The following is a 19,845-nucleotide window of genomic DNA, read 5'->3' as shown; positions in this document are numbered from 1 at the left end:
CCGGCGGCGTCGAAGGACCGCCGGTAGTGCGGCACGTTGTCGTAGGCGTGGCGCAGCGTCCACTGCAGCCGCTCGAGCTGGGTGGCGCGCAGCGCGTCCGTCGACAGGTGCTCGGCCGGATCGAGGGTCTGCGGGTCCGGCGCCTCGCCCAGCCGGTGCGCCGCGGTCGGGCTGGTCACTGGTCGGACTCCTTCTTGGCCACGAGGGTGAGGACGTCGTAGCGGGCGACGGATTCGCCGTCCTGGCGGGTGACGTCGGCGTCCCAGCGGACCTCCCCGTAGCCGGCGGACTCGCGGGGGTGCTGGCCCACGAACGTGCCGCCGCGGCCGAGTGGCTCGACCGGGCCGTCGACGCAGACGGTGTCGTCGGGCAGCTCGCGCAGGTGCTGCCCGAGCGCCTTGAGCAGCGCGGCGCGCTGGTGGAAGGTCAACTCCCGCCACGCCGGCCCGCCGACCTGACGCCCGTAGGCCAGGGCCGCGGCGAAGTCGATCCCGGCCGAGGAGACCCGGGCGATCTCCTCGCCGGTCACCGCATCGAACACCGGACGACCGGCGTCGCCCGGGGTGTGCCAGCCACCGGAGACGTAGCTGCGCAGGACCGGGATGCTCACGGGCGGTCTCCTCGTCGTCGGGAAGCCGGTGGGTCCGCCGTCGCTCACCCGATCTCGCGGCGAACGATCGTTCGGTTGCCGGGAGACGCTAGCATGACCGCGTGCAGACGAACAGTGGTGCGGCCGAACCCGACGGCCCGGCGGTCCTCGTCACCGCGGACGACAAGGACCCGGCCGTCGCGATCGTCACGCTGAACCGGCCGGCGAAGCGCAACGCGCTCACCGTCGAGGTCAAGGAGGCGCTGCTCGAGGCGCTGGAGCGGGTGGCGGCCGACGGCGCCGTCCGGGCGGTCCTGCTGACCGGGACCGGCAAGTCGTTCTGCGTCGGGCAGGACCTCGGCGAGCACGTCGAGTCCCTGCGGGGCAACGCCGCGACCTCCTTCGACACGGTCGAGAAGCACTACAACCCGATCGTTCGGGCGATCGCCACGATGCCGAAGCCGGTGGTCTGCGCGCTCAACGGCGGCGCCGTCGGTGCGGGCCTCGGTTTCGCCCTGGCCTGCGACCTGCGCGTCGCCGCCGACACCGCCACGTTCGCCACGGCGTTCTCGGCCATCGGGCTCACCGCGGACTCCGGGCTGTCCGCCAGCCTCGTGCACTCGCTGGGCGCCGCCCGGGCCACCGAGCTGCTGCTGCTCGGGGAGTCCTTCGACGCGCAGCAGGCGCTGGCGTCGGGGCTGGTCAGGACCGTGGTGCCGGCCGAGGAGGTGCTCGGCGCCGGGCTGGAGCTGGCGCGCCGGCTCGCGGCCGGGCCCACGCTCGCCTACGCCGAGATCAAGAAGGCGGTCGCGATCGGCGCCGTCTCGTCGCTCGACACCGTCCTCGCCAACGAGGGCGAGGGGCAGGCGCGGCTCGGCGTGACCCGCGACCACCGCGAGGCCGTCGAGGCGTTCCTCGAGAAGCGCAAGCCCGCGTTCGAGGGCCGATGACCGCCGCGCCGTCCGAGCCGCCCGGCCCGCCCGCGCGCACCCGCCGCGCGCGGGGGGCCGCCGGTGCGCGCCGGCCGGTGTACGACGCGTCGTCGCTGCTCGCGGTGGCCGTGCAGGAGTTCAACGCCCGCGGCTACGACGCGACCTCGATGGAGGATCTCTCGCGGGCCGCGGGGATCACGAAGTCCTCCTTCTACCACCACGTCAGCGGCAAGGAGGAACTGCTGCGGGCCGCGCTGAACCGCGCGCTCGACGGCCTGTTCGGCATCCTCGAGGAGCCCGCCGCGCAGGAGGGTGCGGCCCTGGAACGCCTGCGGCACATCATCTTCCGTCAGGTCGAGGTGCTCACCTCCGAGCTGCCCTACGTCACCCTGCTGCTGCGGGTGCGGGGCAACACCGAGACCGAGCGGTGGGCCCTGGCCCGGCGCCGGGCGTTCGACGCCACGATCGCCTCGCTCGTCGCCGACGCCGTGGCCGACGGCGAGGTCCGCGCCGGGGTGGAGCCCTCGCTCGCCGCCCGGCTGCTCTCGGGCACGGTCAACTCGATCATCGAGTGGTACCGGCCGGGGCGGCCCGGGTCCGAGGCGCTGCCGGCCGAGGTCGTCCGGATCGTCTCCGAGGGGATCATCCCGCCTGCCTGAGGCCCTCCATCGATCGGGCGAACGAACATTCGGTGCTGCCCCCGCCGCTCCGTGCGCCACCACCCGCACCGGTCTCGAGCTGCGGATCCGCCGGGTCGGGCAGCACCATCCCCGCCCGCAGACCCGTGGCGAGGTGGTCGAGGATCTCCCCGGTCACGCGCTCGCCCGGCAGCAGCACCGGAATGCCCGGCGGGTACGGCGTGACCTGCTCGGCGCAGACCCGCCCCTCCGCGTCCCGCAGCGGCACGTCCTCGAAGGGCGCGAAGAAGGCGTCCCGCGGGATCACCACGGCGTCGGTGTCGAGGGCCGACGGGCTCGGCAGGTCGACGGGCGGCGGAGCCGGGAACCCGTCGGCCGCCTTCGCCAGGGCGGAGAGGGCCTCGAGCAGGATCCCGGCCGTCTGCGCGTCGTCGGCAAGGGACAGCTGGGCCTCGATCCGGCGGTGGTCGGACAGCCCGACGTCGACCGCGCGGTGCCCGCGCAGCCAGTCGGCGGCCTGGTAGCCGCTGATCCCGAGCTCCGACAGGTCGATCAGCACCTCCAGCTCGTCGAGCTCGTGCGAGGCCTCCACGCCGTAGGCCTCGAGCGCCGCCAGCACCGGTGCCTGCGTGTGGTCCACGGGCGTCGACCCTCCGTCCTGTCGTGCGGGCGTCAGGTCCTACCCGGACACGACGGGGGTGAAACGGGAGCTCAGGGCAGGCCCGCCACCCAGTCGGCCAGCCGCGCCACGTTCTCGGCGTTGCGGCCCTGGTCGACGAGCGTGAACGGGACCAGCGGGCGGCTGCGCAGCACGACCCGGGCCGCCGGGCCCTGCGGGTGCACCTCGACCTCGACCCGCTCGCCCCAGCTGCGCCACGTCACGCCGGTCCGCAGCAGCGCGCGGTCGGTGTCGACGGCCGTCACCCGGCCGCCGGGCAGCAGTGCGGCGGCCTCGCGGACGCGGGCGAGCACCTCCGGCCCGGACACCGCGGCCCGCACGGTGCCCTGCGCGACCACCCCGGCCACCCCGGTCCGGCGCGCCGCCCGGTCCTGCAGGTGACCGAGGACCAGGGCCATGATCAGCCCGAACAGCGCTCCGGCCACGACCGACGCCGCGGCCAGGACGGCGTAGCCGGCGGGGCCGGCGTCCGCCCCCGGTCCGCCCTGCAGCGCCACGAGAACGCCCCAGAACAGGCCGAACGGCACCCCGGTGGCCAGGCCCAGCTGTGTGCGGCTCGGTGGCTCCGGTGCTCCTGCGACGTTCCCTCCGGACACGGTGTCCTCCCCCGACGGGCCCGCTCCGGCGGGCACTGGTGACGCACCCGCTGCGGCGGGCTGCCGAGAAGGGTCGGGGTCCGGGGCCCGCGCGGGCGAGGGAGCGGGCCCCCGGAGGACCGGGGGTAAACCCCCGGTGGGGTCAGGGGGATCACTCCGTCACCTCGGGTATCTGCCCCAATGTCCCAGGGCTCTCCCCAGAGCATTCTCGTTCCCGTCGAACCGCACCAACGGCGGACGACGAACCGGGGGAACGCAGCAGCACCGAGGCTGCTCGATGGGGGGAGACAACAATGCCGATCGTGACCGGTCCGCAGGAATTCACGGAGGAGCGTCTGTTCGTCGACCTCCGCTCGATCGTCGGACACGAGCTGTACCTGAAGTGCGAGGGCTTCAACTTCGCCGGCTCCGTCAAGCTCAAGGCCGCCGCCTCGATGGTCGAGGCCGCCGAGCGTGCGGGGGAGATCGGGCCCGGCTCGACGCTCGTCGAGTCCTCGTCCGGCAACCTGGGCGTGGCGCTGAGCATCATCGCCGCCAACAAGGGCTACCGCTTCATCTGCGTCACCGACATCCGCTGCAACGCCGCCACCATCCAGCTGATGGAGGCCATGGGCACGGACGTCCGCGTGATCCGCGAGGCCGGCCCCGAGGGCTTCCTCGGTGCGCGCCAGGCGTACGTGCGGGCCGTCCTCGCGGCCGACCCGCGCGCCCACTGCCTGAACCAGTACAGCAACCCCAACAGCTGGAAGGCGCACTTCCGCACCACCGCGCCGGCCATCGCCGAGGAGTTCCCGCAGCTCGACGTCCTGTTCGTCGGCGCCGGCACCACCGGCACCCTGATGGGCTGCGCCCGCTGGTTCCGCCAGTACCGCCCGGACGTGCACATCGTGGCCGTCGACGCCGTCGGCTCGGTGACCTTCGGGCAGCCCTCCGGGCGCCGGCTGATCCCCGGCCTGGGCACGAGCGTCGTCCCGGACATCTTCGACCGGTCCTACATCGACGACGTGGTGTTCGTCGAGGAGGCCGACGCGGTCGCCATGTGTCACCGGATCGCGAGAAAGGGCTTTCTCTTCGGCGGATCTACGGGCACGGTGGTCAGCGGCGCGAAGGCCTGGCTGGACCAGAACTCGGCCGGGCACCTCACGTCGGTAACGCTCGCCCCCGATCTGGGCGAACGCTACTTGGAGACGCTGTACCGAACCGAGTGGGTCCGGGACAACTTCGGCGACGACGTGCTCGCCGCCGAGCCGGCCGACGAGAGCCTGGTGGCCTGAGAAGATGGCACTGCTGCCGCCCACCCCGGGGCACGCCCCGGCGGAGGCCCCCGCGGGCCCGCCCGCCCCGCTCTCGGAGCTGGTCCTCGTCGACCGGCACGAGGCGCAGGGCTGGCGGGTCCGCCGCCACGAGCGCCTGGACTCCGTGTTCGAGGAACGGTGCGACTGGATCCGGGAGTACGGCCGCGCGGGCCAGCTCGCCGTCGACGGCCCCGGGGCCTCGCTGACCTACGACGAGCTCGACGCCCGCGCCAACCGTCTCGCCCGCTACCTGCGCCTGCACGGCGCCCGCCCCGGCGACCGGGTCGCCCTGCTGTTCGACGTCCGGGTCGAGACCTACGTCGCCCTCCTCGCCGTCCTCAAGATCGGCGCCACCTGCGTGCCGCTGGACCCCGACGCCCCGATCGAGCGGCTCGGCTACCTCGTGGCCGACGCCGAGGTCCGGCTCGTGCTCACCCGCTCGCACCTGCGCGGGCGCGTCGCCGTCGTCGGCTCGCTGCCCGCGGGCGCCGAGATCCTGGCGGTCGACGACGCCGCCGCCCTGATCGCCGAGATGAGCCCGCAGCGGCTGCAGCCCGCCGAGCGCGGCGAACCCGTCGACCGGCCCGCGTACGTCGTGCACGTACCCGGCCCCGCCGGCTGGTCCGAGCGCGTGGAGATCGACCACCGCAGCATGTGCAACGCCGTCCGGGTCTCGTCCGAGACCTTCGGTGTCCGCGGGCACCGCCTCTACCAGGGCCGGGCCCTGTTCTCCGGAGGCGGCATCGAGGAGGTCTGGATGGCTTGGGCGGCAGGCGCCACGCTGGTGCCCGCACCCGACGGCCCGCGCCTCACCGGCGACGTCCTGCACGCCGTCCTGGCCGAGCGCCGGGTCTCCGCGCTGTGCACCACCCCGGCCGTGCTGGCCACACTGGAGGCAGACCTGCCCCAGCTGCGGTTCCTGCTGGTCTCGGGGGAGGCCTGCCCCCAGAGCCTGGTCGCGCGCTGGCACCGGCCGGGCCGCCGGTTCCTCGTCGCGTACGTGCCCCCGGGCGCGACCGTGGCGGCGACCTGGACGGACGCGCACCCCGACAAGCCGATGACGATCGGCGTGCCGCTGCCGACCTTCGCGACCGTCGTCCTCGACCCCGACGTGCCGGCGCGGGCGTTGCGGCACGGCGAGACCGGCGAGATCGGCGTGGCCGGGCTCGGCCTCGCCTGCGGCTTCCCCGATCCCTCGGGCGACGCCTTCGTCGACGACTTCCTCGGCATCCCCGGCAACCCGTCGGGGCGGATCTACCGGACCGGCGACCTCGGCCGCGTCGACGACGCCGGCGAGATCGAGTACCGCGGCAGCCGGACGCTGCAGGAGCTGGTGCACGGCGAGCGCGTCGACCTCACCGCGATCGAGTCGGTGATGCTGGCGGTGCCCGGGGTGGCCTCGGCGGCGGTCGCGCCGCACGAGCCCGAGCCCGGTGGTGTCGAGCTGGTCGGCTTCTACACGCTGCGCGCCGACAGCCCGGCGGTGACCGAGCGGGAGATCGGGTCGTGGCTGCGCGAGCGGCTGGCGACGGACCACGTGCCGGCCCGCCTGGAGCGGCTCGACTCGCTGCCGCTGACCGCCGACGGGCGGGTGGACCGCGAGGCCCTGCCGCTCAGCGGGGGCGAGATGACGCGGCTGCGCGCCGAGAACGCGCGCCTGCACGAGCAGTTGGAGCAGCTGCGGCCGCCGGTGACGCCGGTCGACGCCGCGCCTGCGGTCCCGCCCGCCCCGGCCGTGCCTCCCGTGCCTCCTGCGCCCGCTGTGCCTCCCGCGCCGGCCGTGTCGGGGAACCTCACGTTCGACCAGATCATCGGGTCGACCTCCCCGGCCCCTGCTCCGCCCGCGACCCCGAAGCCCGCGCCGTCGCGTGAGCCGCAGCCGGACGTGCTGACGTTCGACCAGATCATCGGGGCCGCGGCGGCCGCCCCGACGCCCGTGCCCCCGGCTGAGCCCCAGCCGGACGTGCTGACGTTCGACCAGATCATCGGCTCGACCGCCGCGCCGACCCAGGCCCCGACCCCGCTTCCCGGGGCGATCCCGCCTCCGGTACCGACCCCGCCTCCGGCATCCGCTCCGGCCCAGCAGAAGCCGACGCCGACGACCCGGCGGCCCACGCCCTACCCGCGTGCGAGCGCCCCTGCGCCGGTGCGGCCCACGCCCTACCCGCGTCCGACCGGCCCCGGCCCGAGCCCCGCCCCGAGCACGGCGCCCGGACCGGCTCCGCGTCCGGCGGCGTCCGCACCGACGCAGGCCCCGCGGCCCGCCGCCCCGGCGCCCTCGCCGTTCCCGCGGTCGACGCGACCGACGCCGTTCCCGCGGACCTCGGCCCCCACGACCCCGACACCCTTCCCGCGGACCCCGGCCCGTCCCCTTCCGGCTCCGCGGCCGGTCGCGCCGCCGGCCCCGGTGGCACCCGCCGCGCCGGCACCCGCCCCGGCGGCCCCGGCTGCTTCGGCGCCCGCCCCGGCCAAGGCCCCGTCCACCGCCGGCCTCGCCTCGGCGCTGGCGAGCGTGCTGGCCGAGGTGCTGGCCGTGGAGCACGTCCCGACCGACCGCAACGTCTTCGACGACCTCGGCGCCGACTCGATGGTGATGACCCGGTTCTGCGCCCGGTTGCGCAAGCGGGCCGACCTGCCGTCGATCTCGATCAAGGACGTCTACGCCCACCCGACGATCGCCGGGCTCGCGACCGCCTTCGCGCCGTCGATGCCCGTCGCCGCCCCGGTGGTCCCCGTGGGCGCGGCCGGCGACGACGTCGTGCACGGCCTGGCGCAGGTGCTGGCCGAGGTGCTCGGCGTCGACCGCGTGCCGACGGACCGCAACGTGTTCGACGACCTGGGCGCCGACTCGATGGTGATGACCCGGTTCTGCGCCCGGTTGCGCAAGCGGGAGGACCTGCCGACCATCTCGATCCGGGACGTCTACGCCAACCCCACGATCGCCGGCATGGCCGCCGCGGCCGCGCCGAGCGCTGCGGCCCCCCTGCCGGTGCAGGCCGCGCCCGCGCCGGTCGTCCCGGTGCGGCACAGCACGTTCGGCTACTACCTCACGGGGTTCCTGCAGCTGCTGGTGTTCGCGCTCTACGCGACCGCCGCCGGCGTCGTCATGGACCGGGCCTACACGTGGATCTCCACGAGCACCACCGTGCTCGAGACCTACGTCCGGTCGGTCGAGGCCGGGGCGGGTGCGTTCCTCGCGCTGTGCCTGCTGCCGGTCGTCGCGAAGTGGCTGCTGGTCGGGCGCTGGAAGGAGAAGGAGTTCCCGGTCTGGAGCCTGCGCTACTTCCGGTTCTGGCTCGTGAAGACGCTCGTGCGCGGCAACCCGATCGCCCTGCTGATGGTCGGCTCGCCGATCTACACGCTCTACCTGCGCGCCCTCGGGGCGAAGGTCGGCAGGGACGTCGTGATCCTCACCCGGAACCTGCCGGTCTGCACCGACCTGGTGACGATCGGCGCGGGCACGGTCATCCGCAAGGACGCCCTGATGCCGGGCTACCGCGCGCACGCCGGGAAGATCCAGACCGGACGGGTCACGCTGGGCCAGGACGTCGTCGTCGGAGACAAGAGCGTGCTGGACATCGGCACCGCGATGGGCGACGGCGCGCAGCTCGGGCACGCCTCCTCGCTGCATCGCGGGCAGAGCGTCCCGGCGGGGCAGAGCTGGCACGGCTCGCCGGCCGTCCCCACGGACACCGACTTCCGCGCCGTCCCGCCCGTGCGGATCCGCGCGCTGCGCAAGGTCAGCTACGTGACGAGCCAGCTGGTCAAGCTGTTCGCGATCTACCTGCCGCTGGGCTTCGGCGGCCTGTACATCGTGGTGAACGCCGTGCCCCGGTTCAAGGAGCTGCTCCAGCCGGGCGTCCTCGGGTACACCACTGCTCCGTTCTACATCGAGGCCCTGGAGGAGTCGGCGATCATCGTCTTCGGCGGGCTGGCCGTGGGGCTGCTGATCGTCCTCACCGTCCCGCGGCTGGTGGCCCTGTTCGTCCGGCCCGACCGCGTGTACCCGATCCACGGGTGGCGCTACTCGTTGCACCGCACCGTCACCCGGCTGACGAACGTGAAGACCTTCGTCTACCTGTTCGGGGACAGCTCGTTCATCACCGGGTACCTGTACCTGCTGGGCTACAACCTCGGCAAGGTCGAGCAGACGGGCTCGAACTTCGGCTCCGCGATCGCCCAGGAGACGCCGTTCCTCACCTCGGTGGGGCGCGGCACGGTCGTCGCCGACGGACTGTCGGTCAACAACGCGGACTTCTCCAACACCTCGTTCCGCACCTCGCGGGTGGCCATCGGCGGCAACAACTTCCTCGGCAACGCCATCGCCTACCCGATCGGCGGCCGCACCGGCGACGACTGCCTGCTCGCCACCAAGGTCGCCGTGCCGATCGACGGCCCGGTCCGCACCGGCGTCGGCCTGCTCGGCTCGCCCGCCTTCGAGATCCCCCGCACCGTCCAGCGGGACCGCGTGCTGGAGATCGACATCCGGGAGCGCCGCCGGCGGCTGCGCCGCAAGAACCTGCACAACCTCGTCACCATCGGTCTCGCCCTGCTGGTGCGCTGGGGCCACGTCCTCGGCCTGCTGCTGCTCGGCCTGCTGGCCCTGGACCACTTCCAGGACTTCGGCGCGGTGGCGTTCGGGCTGGAGGTCGTGGCGAGCCTGCTGTTCACGATCGTCTGGTTCGTGCTGTGGGAGCGGCTGATCGTCGGCTTCCGCCGGCTGCGCCCGAAGTCCTGCTCGATCTACGACCGGGCCTTCTGGCGCCACGAGCGCTTCTGGAAGCTCGTGGTCCCGCCGATGGAGAAGCTGCTCGGCGGCACGCCGTACAAGAACCTCGTCGCGCGGATGCTCGGGGTCCGGGTCGGCCGCCGGGTGTTCGACGACGGCATCGGCCTCACCGAGCGCACCCTGACCGCCATCGGCGACGACTGCACGCTCAACTTCGGCACCACCATCCAGTGCCACTCGCAGGAGGACGGCGCCTTCAAGTCCGACCGCACCACGCTCGGTGCGGGCGTGACCCTCGGCCTCGGCGCCTTCGTCCACTACGGCGTCAGCATCGGCGACGCCGCGGAGATCGCCCCCGACTCCTTCGTCATGAAGGGCGAGGAGATCCCGGCAGGTGCGCGGTGGGGCGGCAACCCGGCCCACGAGATGGCCGAGCCCCCCGCGCCGCCCGCCCCGGCCCCGCCCGCCCTCCCGTCCCCGACCGACCGGGGCGCGTCCGACTGGACCGCCGCCCTGCTCACGGCCCGCTAGGAGCCCCCCGATGACCACGCCCACCCCGCCCACGCCGTCCGGCCCCTTCAGGCCGTTCACCCCGACCACGCCCGTCCTGACCCCGGAGAGCCTGATGACCTCGCCGACCGCCGCCCCGACCTGCGCCCCCGGGAGCGCGGCCCGCGTCTGGTGGACCGCCGCGCTCACGGCCGGCGGGCACACCACGATCCCGCGCTGGACCCTCGAGCCGCGCCCGGGCGTCGCGCTCGTCGAGGTGCCGTTGCCCGGCCCGGTGACCGAGGCCGCGCTCGTCGCCGCCCATGCGGCGGTGCTGGCCGCGGTGTCCGGCGAGCCCGACACCGTCGCCGGGTTGATGACGCCGGCCGGGCCGCTGCCGTTGCGGCTCCCGGTGGTGCCCGGCCCGTGGCGCACCCTGGTCGAGGCCGCCGGGCGGACCGCCGCCGAGCTGCACACCCACCAGGACTTCCCGGTCGACGGGCTGCGCGCCGAGCTCGGCGTGTCCGGTCCGGTGTTCGAGACCGTGGTCGACCCCGCGGGGCCCGCGCCGGAACCCACCGGGGACGTCGTGCTCACCGTCGGCGTCCGCGAGGGGCACCTGCAGCTGCGGCACCGCACGGAGGTCCTCGACGCCGCCGCGGGGTCCCGGATCGCGGGGTACCACCTCGCCGCGCTCGCGCAGCTCACCGCCGATCCCGACGCCGACCACACGGCGTCGACGCTGCTCTCCGACGAGGAGCGCGCGTTCCAGCTCGAGGGGCTCGCCGGTCCGATCCGCCCGCTGCCCGACCGGCGCTTCCACGAGCTCGTCGAGGAGCGCGTCCGCCGGCACCCCGACGCGGTCGCCGCGGTCCAGGGCGACGTGCGCTGGACCTACGCCGAGCTGAACGACCGCGCCAACCGCCTCGCCCGCGCGCTGCGGGCCCGCGGGCTGGAGCGCGAGGGCGTCGTCGGCGTGGTCATGGAGCGCAACCTCGACTGGATGGCCTCCGTGCTCGCCGTGTTCAAGGCGGGCGGGGTGTACCTGCCGATCGAGCCGCACTTCCCGGCCGAGCGCATCCGCAAGACGCTGACCCGCGGGGACGCCGTCCTGGTCGTCACCGAGCCGGGCAGCACGGAGACCCTCGACCGCGCGCTCGACGCGCTGCCCGAGGTCCGCGTGCTCACCCTCGCCGACGCGCTCGCCGAGCAGTCCGACGGCAGCGACCTCGGTGTCGAGGTCGGGCCGGACCAGGCCGCCTACATCTACTTCACCTCGGGCTCCACCGGCGAGCCCAAGGGGGCGATGTGCGAGCAGGCGGGCATGCTCAACCACCTGCTCGCCAAGATCGAGGACCTGGAGATCGCCGAGGGCGCCGTCGTCGCCGAGATCGCGCCGCAGTGCTTCGACATCTCGCTCTGGCAGCTGGTGTCGGCGCTGCTGGTCGGCGGCCGGACCGTCGTCGTGGACCAGGACTCGATCCTCGACGTCGAGCGGTTCGTGGACACCGTCGTCGGCGAGCGGGTCGCGGTCATGCAGGTCGTGCCGTCCTACCTCGAGGTCGTGCTGTCCTACCTGGAGCGCACCGGCCGCGAGCTGCCCGACCTGCGGTGCGTCTCGGCGACCGGCGAGGCCCTGAAGACCGAGCTCGCCCAGCGCTTCTTCGGGCAGGTGCAGGGCGTGTCGCTGGTCAACGCCTACGGCCTGACCGAGACCTCCGACGACACCAACCACGAGGTCATGCGGTCCGCGCCGGCCAAGGTCGTGCTCGGCCCCGCGGTGCGGAACGTGCGCGTGTACGTGACCGACGAGAACCTCGAACCGGTCCCGCTCGGCGCCCCCGGACTGATCTGCTTCGCCGGCGTCTGCGTGGGCCGCGGGTACGTCAACGACCCGGAGCGCACGCGCGCGGTCTACCTCACCGACCCGCACGTCCCGGGGGAGCGCCTCTACCGCGGCGGCGACTACGGCCGCTGGACGCCCGAGGGCAAGCTCGAGTTCCTCGGCCGCCGCGACAGCCAGGTCAAGATCCGGGGCTTCCGCATCGAGATCGGCGAGATCGAGAACGCGCTGCTGGGCATCCCCGGGGTGCGCGACGGCGCCGTCGTCGTGGCCGAGCGGCCCGGCGCCGGTGCGCAGCTGGTCGCCTTCTACGCCGCGGCCGAGGACCTGCCCGTCGACCTGCTGCGCGACGGCCTGGCCCGCACGCTGCCGGTGTACATGGTCCCCGCCGCGTTCCACCGCCGGGAGCCGTTGCCGCTCACCGCCAACGGTAAGATCGACAAGAAGGCGCTGACGGCGCTCGCCGCCGAGCTGGGCCAGGAGCCCGCGGCCGCCGCGGACCACGAGGCTCCCGCGACCCCCGCCGAGCAGCGGCTGGCGGCCGCCTTCGCCCAGATCCTCGGGGTGCCGGAGGCGGAGATCAGCCGGCACGACCACTTCTTCGACCGCGGCGGCTCGTCGCTGTCCGCGGTGAAGCTCGCGGTCGCGCTGGACCGGGCGGTGTCGCTCAAGGACATCACCCGCAACCCGGTGCTCGCCGACCTCGCGACGCTGCTCGAGGCGCCCGCCGAGCCGGCCGACCCGGCCGTCGCCGCCGCACCGGCGGAGCTCCTGCAGCCCCTCGTCACCGGGGCCGACCCGGGCCGGGCGCTGGTCTGCTTCCCGCCCGCCGGCGGCAACGCCGTCAACTTCCGGCCGGTGGCCTCCGAGCTCGGCGCGCTGTCGGCGCTCACCGTCTACGGCGTCGAGCCGCCCGGCCACGACCCGTCCGCCACCGAGAAGTTCGTGCCGCTCGGCGAGATCGTCGACCGCGTCGTCGCCGAGATCGCCGCGAAGAACCTCACCCGCGTGCTGCTGTGGGGGCACTCCTCGGGCACGGCGTACGCCGTCGCCGCGGCACGGGCGCTGGACGAGCGGGGCGTGCGCGTCGAGCTGGTCGTCCTGTCCTCGCAGCAGCTCGGCGACCCCACGACCCGGCGGAACGGGATCGTCGAGCTGTCCGGCCGGTCCGACGCCGCGTTGGTCGACCGGCTGCGCGAGACCGGCCTCTACCCGGAGCTGGCCCAGCTCGACCCGGAGGGGGCCCAGCGGGTCGCGGCGGCGTACCGCCACGACTGCATCGAGGCGCACCGCTACCTGGCCGACGCCGCCACGTCCGGGATCAAGGTCACAGCGCCCGTCGCGGTGGTCCGGGCCGCCGACGACCCGAGCACGGCGGACGAGTCGCGGCGCCGGGACTGGGAGCTCCTGGCGGGGGAGGTGCAGACCCGAGAGCTGGACGGGGGCGGGCACCACTTCCTCCGGAGCCGGCCCCACGACGCGGCGGTCGTCGTACTCGACGCGGTCCGCGCCGCCTCTTCCTGACCGGACCCACGAGTCGCACACCCTCGGAAGGACATGACATGACCCAGCCCGCACCCGCACTGGACCTCACCCAGCGTCCCGGTGGGCCCGTCGTCCTCACCACCACGGCACCGCAGGGCCCCGCCGCGTGGGCCACCCAGAACCGCGAGACCGTCCGGAACCTGGTGACGCAGTACGGGCACCTGTTCGTGCGCGGCCTCGGCCTGCAGGACTGGGCGGCCACCGCGGCCGTCTTCCGCGGGCTCACGAACACCCTGCTCGGCGAGCGCGAGGCCTTCGCCCCGCGCCAGCACTTCGGCGACGGCGTGCACTCGTCGACCACCTGGCCCGCCAACCAGCAGATGTGCATGCACCACGAGCTGAGCTACACGCTCGAGTTCCCGGGTCTCATGCTGTTCGCCTGCCTCACCCCGCCCGCGTCCGGCGGCGCCACCACGGTCTCGGACGCCTCCGCGGTGCTCGAGGCGCTGCCCGCGGACCTCGTCGCCCGCTTCGAGCGCGAGGGCTGGATGCTCACCCGCACGTACAACGACGAGATCGGCGCCTCGTGGCCCGACGCCTTCGGCACGGACGACCGCGCCGCCGTCGAGGCGTACTGCCGCGGCAACGCGATCGAGTTCGAGTGGACCGCCGACGGCGGCCTCAAGACCCGGCAGCGCCGGCTCGCCGTCGTCCGGCACCCGGTCAGCGGGGCGCGCTGCTGGTTCAACCAGATCGCCTTCCTGAACGAGTTCACGCTCGACCCGGACGTCCGGGAGTTCCTGGTGGACACGTACGGACCCGACGGTCTGCCGTTCACCACGAGGTTCGGCAACGGCGACCCGATCGGCCCCGAGGTGATCGCGTTGATCAACGACGTCTACACCGCCCACACGCTGCGCGAGCCGTGGCAGGCCGGTGACCTGCTGCTCGTCGACAACGTCCGGTGCGCGCACAGCCGCGAGGCCTACCAGGGTGACCGACAGGTGCTCGTCGGGCTGGCCGACTCGGTCAAGCTCGCCGACTGTGCCCCGCAGGGTGGTGCCCGGTGACCGCCGTCGACCCCACCACCGCGCCCGCCGGTACCGGGCTCACGGTGCCGCCGTTCGCGGTCGTCTCGGGATCGCAGGTCCAGGAGGCGCTGGCGGGGCGGGAGCAGGAGATCACCGACCTGGTCGAGGCCACCTACCGGCTGCACGGGGCGGGGGACACGGTCAACCCGCCGTCGTACTTCCTGCGGTTCCCCGACCGGCCGACCTCGCGGATTATCGCACTGCCGGCCTCGCTCGGCGGGCAGACGCCGGTCGACGGGCTCAAGTGGATCTCCAGCTTCCCCGGCAACGTCCAGGCCGGGATCCCGCGCGCCTCCGCCGTGCTGATCCTCAACGACCACGACACCGGCTACCCGTTCGCCTGCATGGAGAGCTCGATCATCAGCGCCACCCGCACCGCCTCGTCGGCGGCGCTGGCGGCGGACCGGCTGAGCGAGGGCCGGAAGCGGCCGACCCGCGTCGGGTTCTTCGGCACGGGCCTGATCGCCCGGTACATCCAGACCTTCCTCGCCGGCACCGGCTGGGAGTTCGAGGAGATCGGCGTGTTCGACCTGTCGGCGGACAGCGCCGCCGGCTTCCGCGGGCACCTCGAGCGGACGGGCACACCGGGCCGGGTCACGCTGTACGACACCCCGGAGGAGCTGATCCGGAGCAGCGACCTCGTGGTCTTCGCGACGATCGCCGGCACCCCGCACGTCACGGACGTCTCGTGGTTCGACCACGGGCCGCTGGTCCTGCACGTCTCGCTGCGCGACCTCGCGCCGGAGATCCTGCTGGAGGCGACCAACTTCGTCGACGACGTCGAGCACTGCCTCAAGGCGGACACGTCGCCGCACCTGGTGGAGCAGCGGCTCGGGCACCGGGACTTCCTGGCCGGGACCCTCGACGACGTCCTCTCCGGGCGCGCGTCGGTGCCGGCCGAGGGCACGGTGATCTTCTCGCCGTTCGGGCTGGGCGTGCTCGACCTGGCCGTCGGGAAGTACGTGTACGACCAGGTCGTGCGGGCGGGGGAGCTGCAGGTCGTCGACGGGTTCTTCCACGAGTTGAAGCGACACGGGTAGCCCCGGCGGTTCGGGGGCGGTTTCGTCGGTGGGGCCCGCTAGCGTCCCGCGTCGATGGCTGCGACGTGGATGAGCTTCCTGGGCGGGCTCCTCGGCGCGCTGCTCGGCGCCATGGCGAACCTGCTGGTCGGCGAGGGCAAGCGGCGCCGCGAGGAGGACACCGCGCTGCTCGGCTGGTGCAGCCAGGTCTACGACTGGGTCGTCGAGGGCAAGGTCGCCCCGGAGGCCGCGCGGCACATGTTGGAGGAGCGGCGGATCGCGGGGCACTGGTACGCCTTCAACAGGCGGTACGCGAAGCGGGTCGACGCTATCCTGGACGAGCTCGACCGGGCCTTCGCGCCGCCGGAACCACCGGGTGCGGCCCGCGAGGAGTTCGTGCTCGACACGGAGGACGACGATGAGCGACCAGGCTGACGAGCCCGTGGTCACCGAGGTGACCGCGCGCCAGGTCCGGGCGGCCCGCTTCCGGGTCGTGCGGGACTCCGTGCAGGGCCGGGTCACCCCCGAACGCATCCGCCGGCTCGCCCGCGTGCTGTTGCCGGGGGAGGACTCGCCGCAGACCGGCTGAGGACCGCCTCACCCCTCGCCGTCGGCGTCCGCCACGTCCGGGCTGTCGCCGCGCGGATCCTGCGTGCCCCGTTCGTCGGGTCCTCCGCCGACGCCGTCATCGTCGGGTGGGGTGGGGTGTCCGGGGCGCCCCGCCGCGATCAGAACGGGATGAGCGGGACGATCGCGGTGCGGAGGATCAGCACGCCGACGAAGACGATGATGAAGGCCAGGTCGAGGCTGATCCCGCCGAGGTTGACCGGCCTGACCACGCGGCGGACCGGCGCGATCACGGGCTCGGTGATCCCGTGGGTCACGCGGCGAGCCTGGTAGAGGGCGGAGCCGCCGCTGCCGGGGGAGAGCACCCCGATCCAGTCGACGACCACCCGCGCGAGCAGGACCAGCTGGAACAGCACCAGCAGCAGCCCGAGGAGGGAGGCGATCACGGAGGTCTCCTTTCCGGTTCCACTGGCGAGTGTCCCGATCCCAGGTGAGAGGGGCCTGAGAGTTTTCTGTCGGTAGGCCCTTCTAAGGTCGTGACCATGACGGCCGCCGCCTCCGTGGTGTCGCCCGCGGCGGACGCGACCGCCCGGGCGCGGTGGCGTGCGCTCACGCTCACCGACCCGATCGCGCGGCTGGTGCGCAACGCCGCGCACGCCGGGATCGACGACGAGCTGTTCGACCTCCGCCAGCTCGCCCTGGCCGCCGTGGACCTGGTGGTCGGGTCGATGGGCTTCGCCCGCGAGGCCACCCTCGAGGAGGTGGCGGACGATCTGACCGCGCTGGCCGCCCGGATGCGGCCGGACCGCGCGCACCAGGCCCGGGACGTCGCACAGGTGGTGCTGAAGGGCCTGCTCAACGAGGCCCACGAGCACCGCCGCTTCACCTACTGGTTCGCCGACCTCACCGGCGAGCGGGTCGAGCGCGAGCCCTACAGCTTCCGGTTGCTGTCGCTGCGCGAGGCGGAGTACGGGCCGGTGCTCACGGCGTCGGACCAGGCGATCACGTTGTTCCTGCACGGGCTCGACGTCGACCTGGAGGACGCGGACCGCGCCCTCGCCCACGTCCTCCAGCGGCAGCTCGACGACCGCCGCTTCGACGCCGCGGTCCGCACCGCCGCGCAGGCCGAACGCACGTCGGTGGGCATCGCGGCGACGTTGTCCGAGCTGCTCGACGCCACCCGGCGGGACGTCGGCAGCCACGACTGGCTGGTCGACGTGCCGGAGCGGCTCGCGATCGCCCGCCGGCACGTGGAGGAGCGGATCGCGGAGGACGACCGGTTCCTCGAGCACGTGCAGAGCGGGCTCGACGCCGAGACGAGCGGGGACGTGCGGGCGGCGTCCGGCCGGATCGTCGACCTGCTCGGGCGGGTCCGGCAGGTGCACCTCGACCTGGAGAGACGGCTGGTGGGCGCCCGCGAGGTCTTCCTCGCCGCCCAGGTCCGCCAGCGGCTGACGAGACGCCGCCGGCTGCGGATGCTCGCCCTCGGGGAGGACGTGCTGCGCCCCGCCCTGGACCTGCCGCGCGAGCAGGGGGTGGAGGTCACCACCGCGTTCGCCGACCGCTCGCTGGGGGTCAGCGTGCCCCGCCTCGTCCGGTTCGACGATTTGCTCGACCAGCTCTGGGCGCCGCCGCGGCAGCGGGAGACCGTCGAGCCGGTGGCGGAGGAGGCCGGCCTCGAGGTGGCGGCGGAGGAGGACGTCCAGCGCTACCCCGCGGCCGTGGTCGAGGCGGCGCGCGGCGTGCTCGACACCGCCCGCGCGGCCCCGGCCCGGTTGTCGGACCTGCTCGACGGGTGCGAGTCGGACGAGGTGGCCGAGCTGGTGCTGCTGTCGGCGCTGTGGGCGTTCGCGCCGGACCCGGTGGCGGACGAGGAGGAGCCGGACGGCTCGGTGGAGCTCGCGGCCGGCCTGGCCGCCGAGGACGACGGGGCCCGCCTGGACCACCGGCTGGCCCGCGGGCGGGACCTGCTGCTCCGCGCCGCCGCACCGGAGGAGGGCGAGGCCGGGCCGCGCGAGGCCGAGGAGGACGAACTGGAGCTGGTGTCGCGGTGAGTACATCCGTCGCGGCCGACCTGACCGAGGTCAGGGCGGCGGCCGAGCTGGTGGCGTTCGGCCTGCAACGCCGCTCCCGTCCGGTCGAGGGGAGCGACTACCGCGCCCTGCTGGACCGGTACCGGTCCGAGCTGCGGTTCCGGGACGTCGTCGACACGATGGCCGAGGGGCTGGGCCTGGAGGTGCTGGGCACGCCGCGGTCGGGGATCGTGCTCGCGCCCGAGCCCGGCGGCGCGTTCGCCACCCGGCTCGCCGACCTGCGCACGATGGACCAGGCGGAGCGGCTGGTGTTCGGCCTGGTCCTGCTGGGGATCGCGGCGTACGCGTACCCGCAGGACGTCGACTTCGACGACCCGGAGACCAAGCTGGTCGACGTCGTGAAGGTCGACGAGTTCCTCCGCTCCGCGATCGGCACGCTGCAGGGCCAGGAGGGCGGCGAGGGCACACCCGAGGAGCGCGCCCGGGCGGCCGCCGAGGTCTACGCCGACATGCCGCAGCTGATCACCACGCAGACCGGTCGCCGCGGCCGCGGCTGCACCCTCAAGGCGATCGAGGACGCGATGGGCTGGCTGGTCGACCAGGGCGCGGCCCGCGAGGCCACCTCGCTGGGCCCGGACGTCTACCACCTCACCGACAGGTTCCGGCTGCTCGTCGCGGACTCGGCCGGCGGCGCGGCGCTCGACGCCCTGCGCGAGCTGCGGGCGGCGGGAGGACGGGCGGCGTGACGGCCCCGGTCATGTGGAAGATGAGCCGCGTCCGGCTCGACCGGGTCGGTCCGACGGCGGCGCGGTTCCTCGACGTCACGCTGGACTTCACCGACGAGCGGGACGGGCACCCCCTCGACTCGATCCTCTGGCTGCGCAACGGCGGCGGGAAGTCCACCGTCCTCTCCCTGATCTGCGCGCTGATCCGCCCGCGCCGCCGGGACTTCCTCGCCACCGCCGCCACCGGCAAGCACCTCGAGGACTACGTGCTGGGGGCCGACACCGCGCACGTCGTCGTCGAGTGGTCGGGGCCGGACGGGCGGCGCCTGGTCACCGGGGCCGTGCACGAGTGGGCCGACCGCGCCCAGCCGGCCGACCCGAACCGGGACCACGACCGGCTCAACTCCCGCTGGTACCTGTTCCGGCCGCAGGCCGGGCGGGCGGAGCTGGACCTGCTGCCCTTCGAGATCGACGGGCGGCCGGCCACGCAGAAGGACTTCCTGGCCGTGCTGCGCACCTGGGACGCGGTGCCCCAGGCGGGCGTCGCGATCACGGACGGGCTGGACCGCTGGGCCCGGCTGCTCGACGAGCAGGGGCTCGACCCGGCGATCTTCACCGCGCTGCTGCAGATGAACGCCACCGAGGGCGGCATCGAAGGGCAGTTCCAGTTCCGCAACGCGGACCAGTTCGTGCGCTACCTCCTGGAGCTGATCGTCGACCCCGAGGTGCCGGGGCAGGTGTCGGCGATCCTCGAACGGGTGCGCTCCGGGCTGGCCGAGCGGCCCGAGCTGCTCGCCGACCTGGCCTTCGCGTCGGAGGCCGTGCCGCTGCTCCGCTCGCTCGCCGAGGGCCGCGCGGCGCTCGCGGAGGCAGAGGAGGCCGAGCAGGCGGTGCAGGAGCGGGCCGCCGCCCTCGCGGGCGCGATCGCGGCCGCGGTGCGGCGGGCGCGTCGTGAGGAGGCGGCGTTCTCCGACCGGCAGGAGGAGCTGTCCGCGGAGGTCACCGGGCTGCGGGGACGAGCGGCCGCGGCCGAGGAGCGGGAGTCGGCGCTGCGCGGCGTCGCGGCGCGGTACCGGCTGGAGGCGGCCCGGGCGGAGCTGGCGGAGGCGCAGGCCGGCCAGGAGCGGGCCCGGGC

General features: G+C 74.3%; 14 protein-coding genes and 3 pseudogenes. 12 read left to right on the top strand and 5 right to left on the bottom strand.

Going from position 1 to position 19,845, the window contains the following annotated elements; translation table 11 throughout:
- Positions 1-179, bottom strand: a pseudogene (locus AB0B41_RS37755) (phenylacetate--CoA ligase); the annotation flags it as partial.
- Between the two features lie 119 nt (positions 180-298).
- A pseudogene (locus AB0B41_RS37750) lies at positions 299-604 on the bottom strand (phenylacetic acid degradation bifunctional protein PaaZ); the annotation flags it as partial.
- A gap of 107 nt (positions 605-711) precedes the next feature.
- On the opposite strand from AB0B41_RS37750, the gene AB0B41_RS37745 reads away from it, so the two are divergent.
- Both AB0B41_RS37745 and AB0B41_RS37740 read left to right on the top strand, forming a co-directional pair.
- Complete coding sequence (locus tag AB0B41_RS37745) at positions 712-1,539, top strand: enoyl-CoA hydratase-related protein (RefSeq protein WP_037054021.1); 828 nt, start codon at positions 712-714, stop codon at positions 1,537-1,539.
- Entirely contained in the window at positions 1,536-2,180 is a 645-nt protein-coding gene (locus AB0B41_RS37740; RefSeq protein ID WP_358211829.1) for a TetR/AcrR family transcriptional regulator, read from the top strand. The genes AB0B41_RS37745 and AB0B41_RS37740 overlap by 4 nt, the downstream gene beginning before the upstream one ends.
- Here AB0B41_RS37740 and AB0B41_RS37735 read toward each other — a convergent pair.
- Together AB0B41_RS37735 and AB0B41_RS37730 are read right to left on the bottom strand one after the other, a co-directional pair.
- Entirely contained in the window at positions 2,164-2,799 is a 636-nt protein-coding gene (locus tag AB0B41_RS37735; RefSeq protein WP_358211828.1) for a hypothetical protein, read from the bottom strand. The two genes, AB0B41_RS37740 and AB0B41_RS37735, sit on opposite strands and share 17 nt — an antisense overlap.
- A gap of 71 nt (positions 2,800-2,870) precedes the next feature.
- A complete protein-coding gene (locus AB0B41_RS37730; protein ID WP_358211827.1) occupies positions 2,871-3,434 on the bottom strand; it encodes a hypothetical protein in 564 nt (187 codons plus the stop codon).
- A gap of 293 nt (positions 3,435-3,727) precedes the next feature.
- On the opposite strand from AB0B41_RS37730, the gene sbnA reads away from it, so the two are divergent.
- From sbnA to AB0B41_RS37695, 7 genes are read left to right on the top strand one after another with little or no spacing between them, the layout of a single operon-like run.
- Positions 3,728-4,708, top strand: a complete 981-nt coding sequence (sbnA, locus tag AB0B41_RS37725; RefSeq protein ID WP_358211826.1) for a 2,3-diaminopropionate biosynthesis protein SbnA — start codon at positions 3,728-3,730, stop codon at positions 4,706-4,708.
- Positions 4,709-4,712: 4 nt separating this feature from the next.
- Positions 4,713-9,989 carry a Pls/PosA family non-ribosomal peptide synthetase gene (locus AB0B41_RS37720; RefSeq protein ID WP_358211825.1) on the top strand — a complete coding sequence of 1,759 codons (5,277 nt, stop codon included), beginning with the start codon at positions 4,713-4,715 and terminating at the stop codon, positions 9,987-9,989.
- 10 nt (positions 9,990-9,999) lie between these two features.
- Positions 10,000-13,314, top strand: a complete 3,315-nt coding sequence (locus AB0B41_RS37715) for an amino acid adenylation domain-containing protein (RefSeq protein ID WP_358211824.1) — start codon at positions 10,000-10,002, stop codon at positions 13,312-13,314.
- A 38-nt stretch (positions 13,315-13,352) separates the two neighbouring features.
- Positions 13,353-14,345, top strand: coding sequence for a TauD/TfdA family dioxygenase (locus AB0B41_RS37710; protein ID WP_358211823.1), 993 nt, complete (start codon positions 13,353-13,355; stop codon positions 14,343-14,345).
- Positions 14,342-15,406 (top strand): 2,3-diaminopropionate biosynthesis protein SbnB, encoded by a 1,065-nt coding sequence (gene sbnB / locus AB0B41_RS37705; protein WP_358211822.1) that lies wholly within the window; start codon positions 14,342-14,344, stop codon positions 15,404-15,406. Before AB0B41_RS37710 ends, sbnB begins: the two co-directional genes overlap by 4 nt.
- Before the next feature lie 54 nt (positions 15,407-15,460).
- Positions 15,461-15,820, top strand: a complete 360-nt coding sequence (locus tag AB0B41_RS37700) for a hypothetical protein (RefSeq protein ID WP_358211821.1) — start codon at positions 15,461-15,463, stop codon at positions 15,818-15,820.
- On the top strand, positions 15,804-15,974 hold the full coding sequence (locus AB0B41_RS37695) for a hypothetical protein (RefSeq protein ID WP_232872008.1): 171 nt from the start codon (positions 15,804-15,806) through the stop codon (positions 15,972-15,974). The genes AB0B41_RS37700 and AB0B41_RS37695 overlap by 17 nt, the downstream gene beginning before the upstream one ends.
- A 139-nt stretch (positions 15,975-16,113) precedes the next feature.
- Here the strand turns inward: AB0B41_RS37695 and AB0B41_RS37690 are convergent, their stop codons facing one another.
- Entirely contained in the window at positions 16,114-16,398 is a 285-nt protein-coding gene (locus AB0B41_RS37690; protein ID WP_037054048.1) for a YggT family protein, read from the bottom strand.
- 96 nt (positions 16,399-16,494) lie between these two features.
- Here AB0B41_RS37690 and AB0B41_RS37685 point away from each other — a divergent pair, with 96 nt between their 5' ends.
- The 3 genes and pseudogenes from AB0B41_RS37685 to AB0B41_RS37675 all read left to right on the top strand — a co-directional run.
- Positions 16,495-18,006: a hypothetical protein gene (locus AB0B41_RS37685; protein ID WP_358211820.1), complete on the top strand. Its 1,512-nt coding sequence runs from the start codon at positions 16,495-16,497 to the stop codon at positions 18,004-18,006.
- Positions 18,003-18,731, top strand: coding sequence for a hypothetical protein (locus AB0B41_RS37680; RefSeq protein ID WP_358211819.1), 729 nt, complete (start codon positions 18,003-18,005; stop codon positions 18,729-18,731). Before AB0B41_RS37685 ends, AB0B41_RS37680 begins: the two co-directional genes overlap by 4 nt.
- Positions 18,728-19,845: pseudogene (locus AB0B41_RS37675) on the top strand (hypothetical protein); the annotation flags it as partial. The gene AB0B41_RS37680 and the pseudogene AB0B41_RS37675, both read left to right, overlap by 4 nt.

Source organism: Pseudonocardia sp. NPDC049154, from assembly GCF_040648315.1.
Taxonomy (GTDB): Bacteria; Actinomycetota; Actinomycetes; order Mycobacteriales; family Pseudonocardiaceae; genus Pseudonocardia.
The sequence above is the reverse complement of the archived record's forward strand: the minus strand, read 5'-3'. Positions and strand labels throughout refer to the sequence as shown.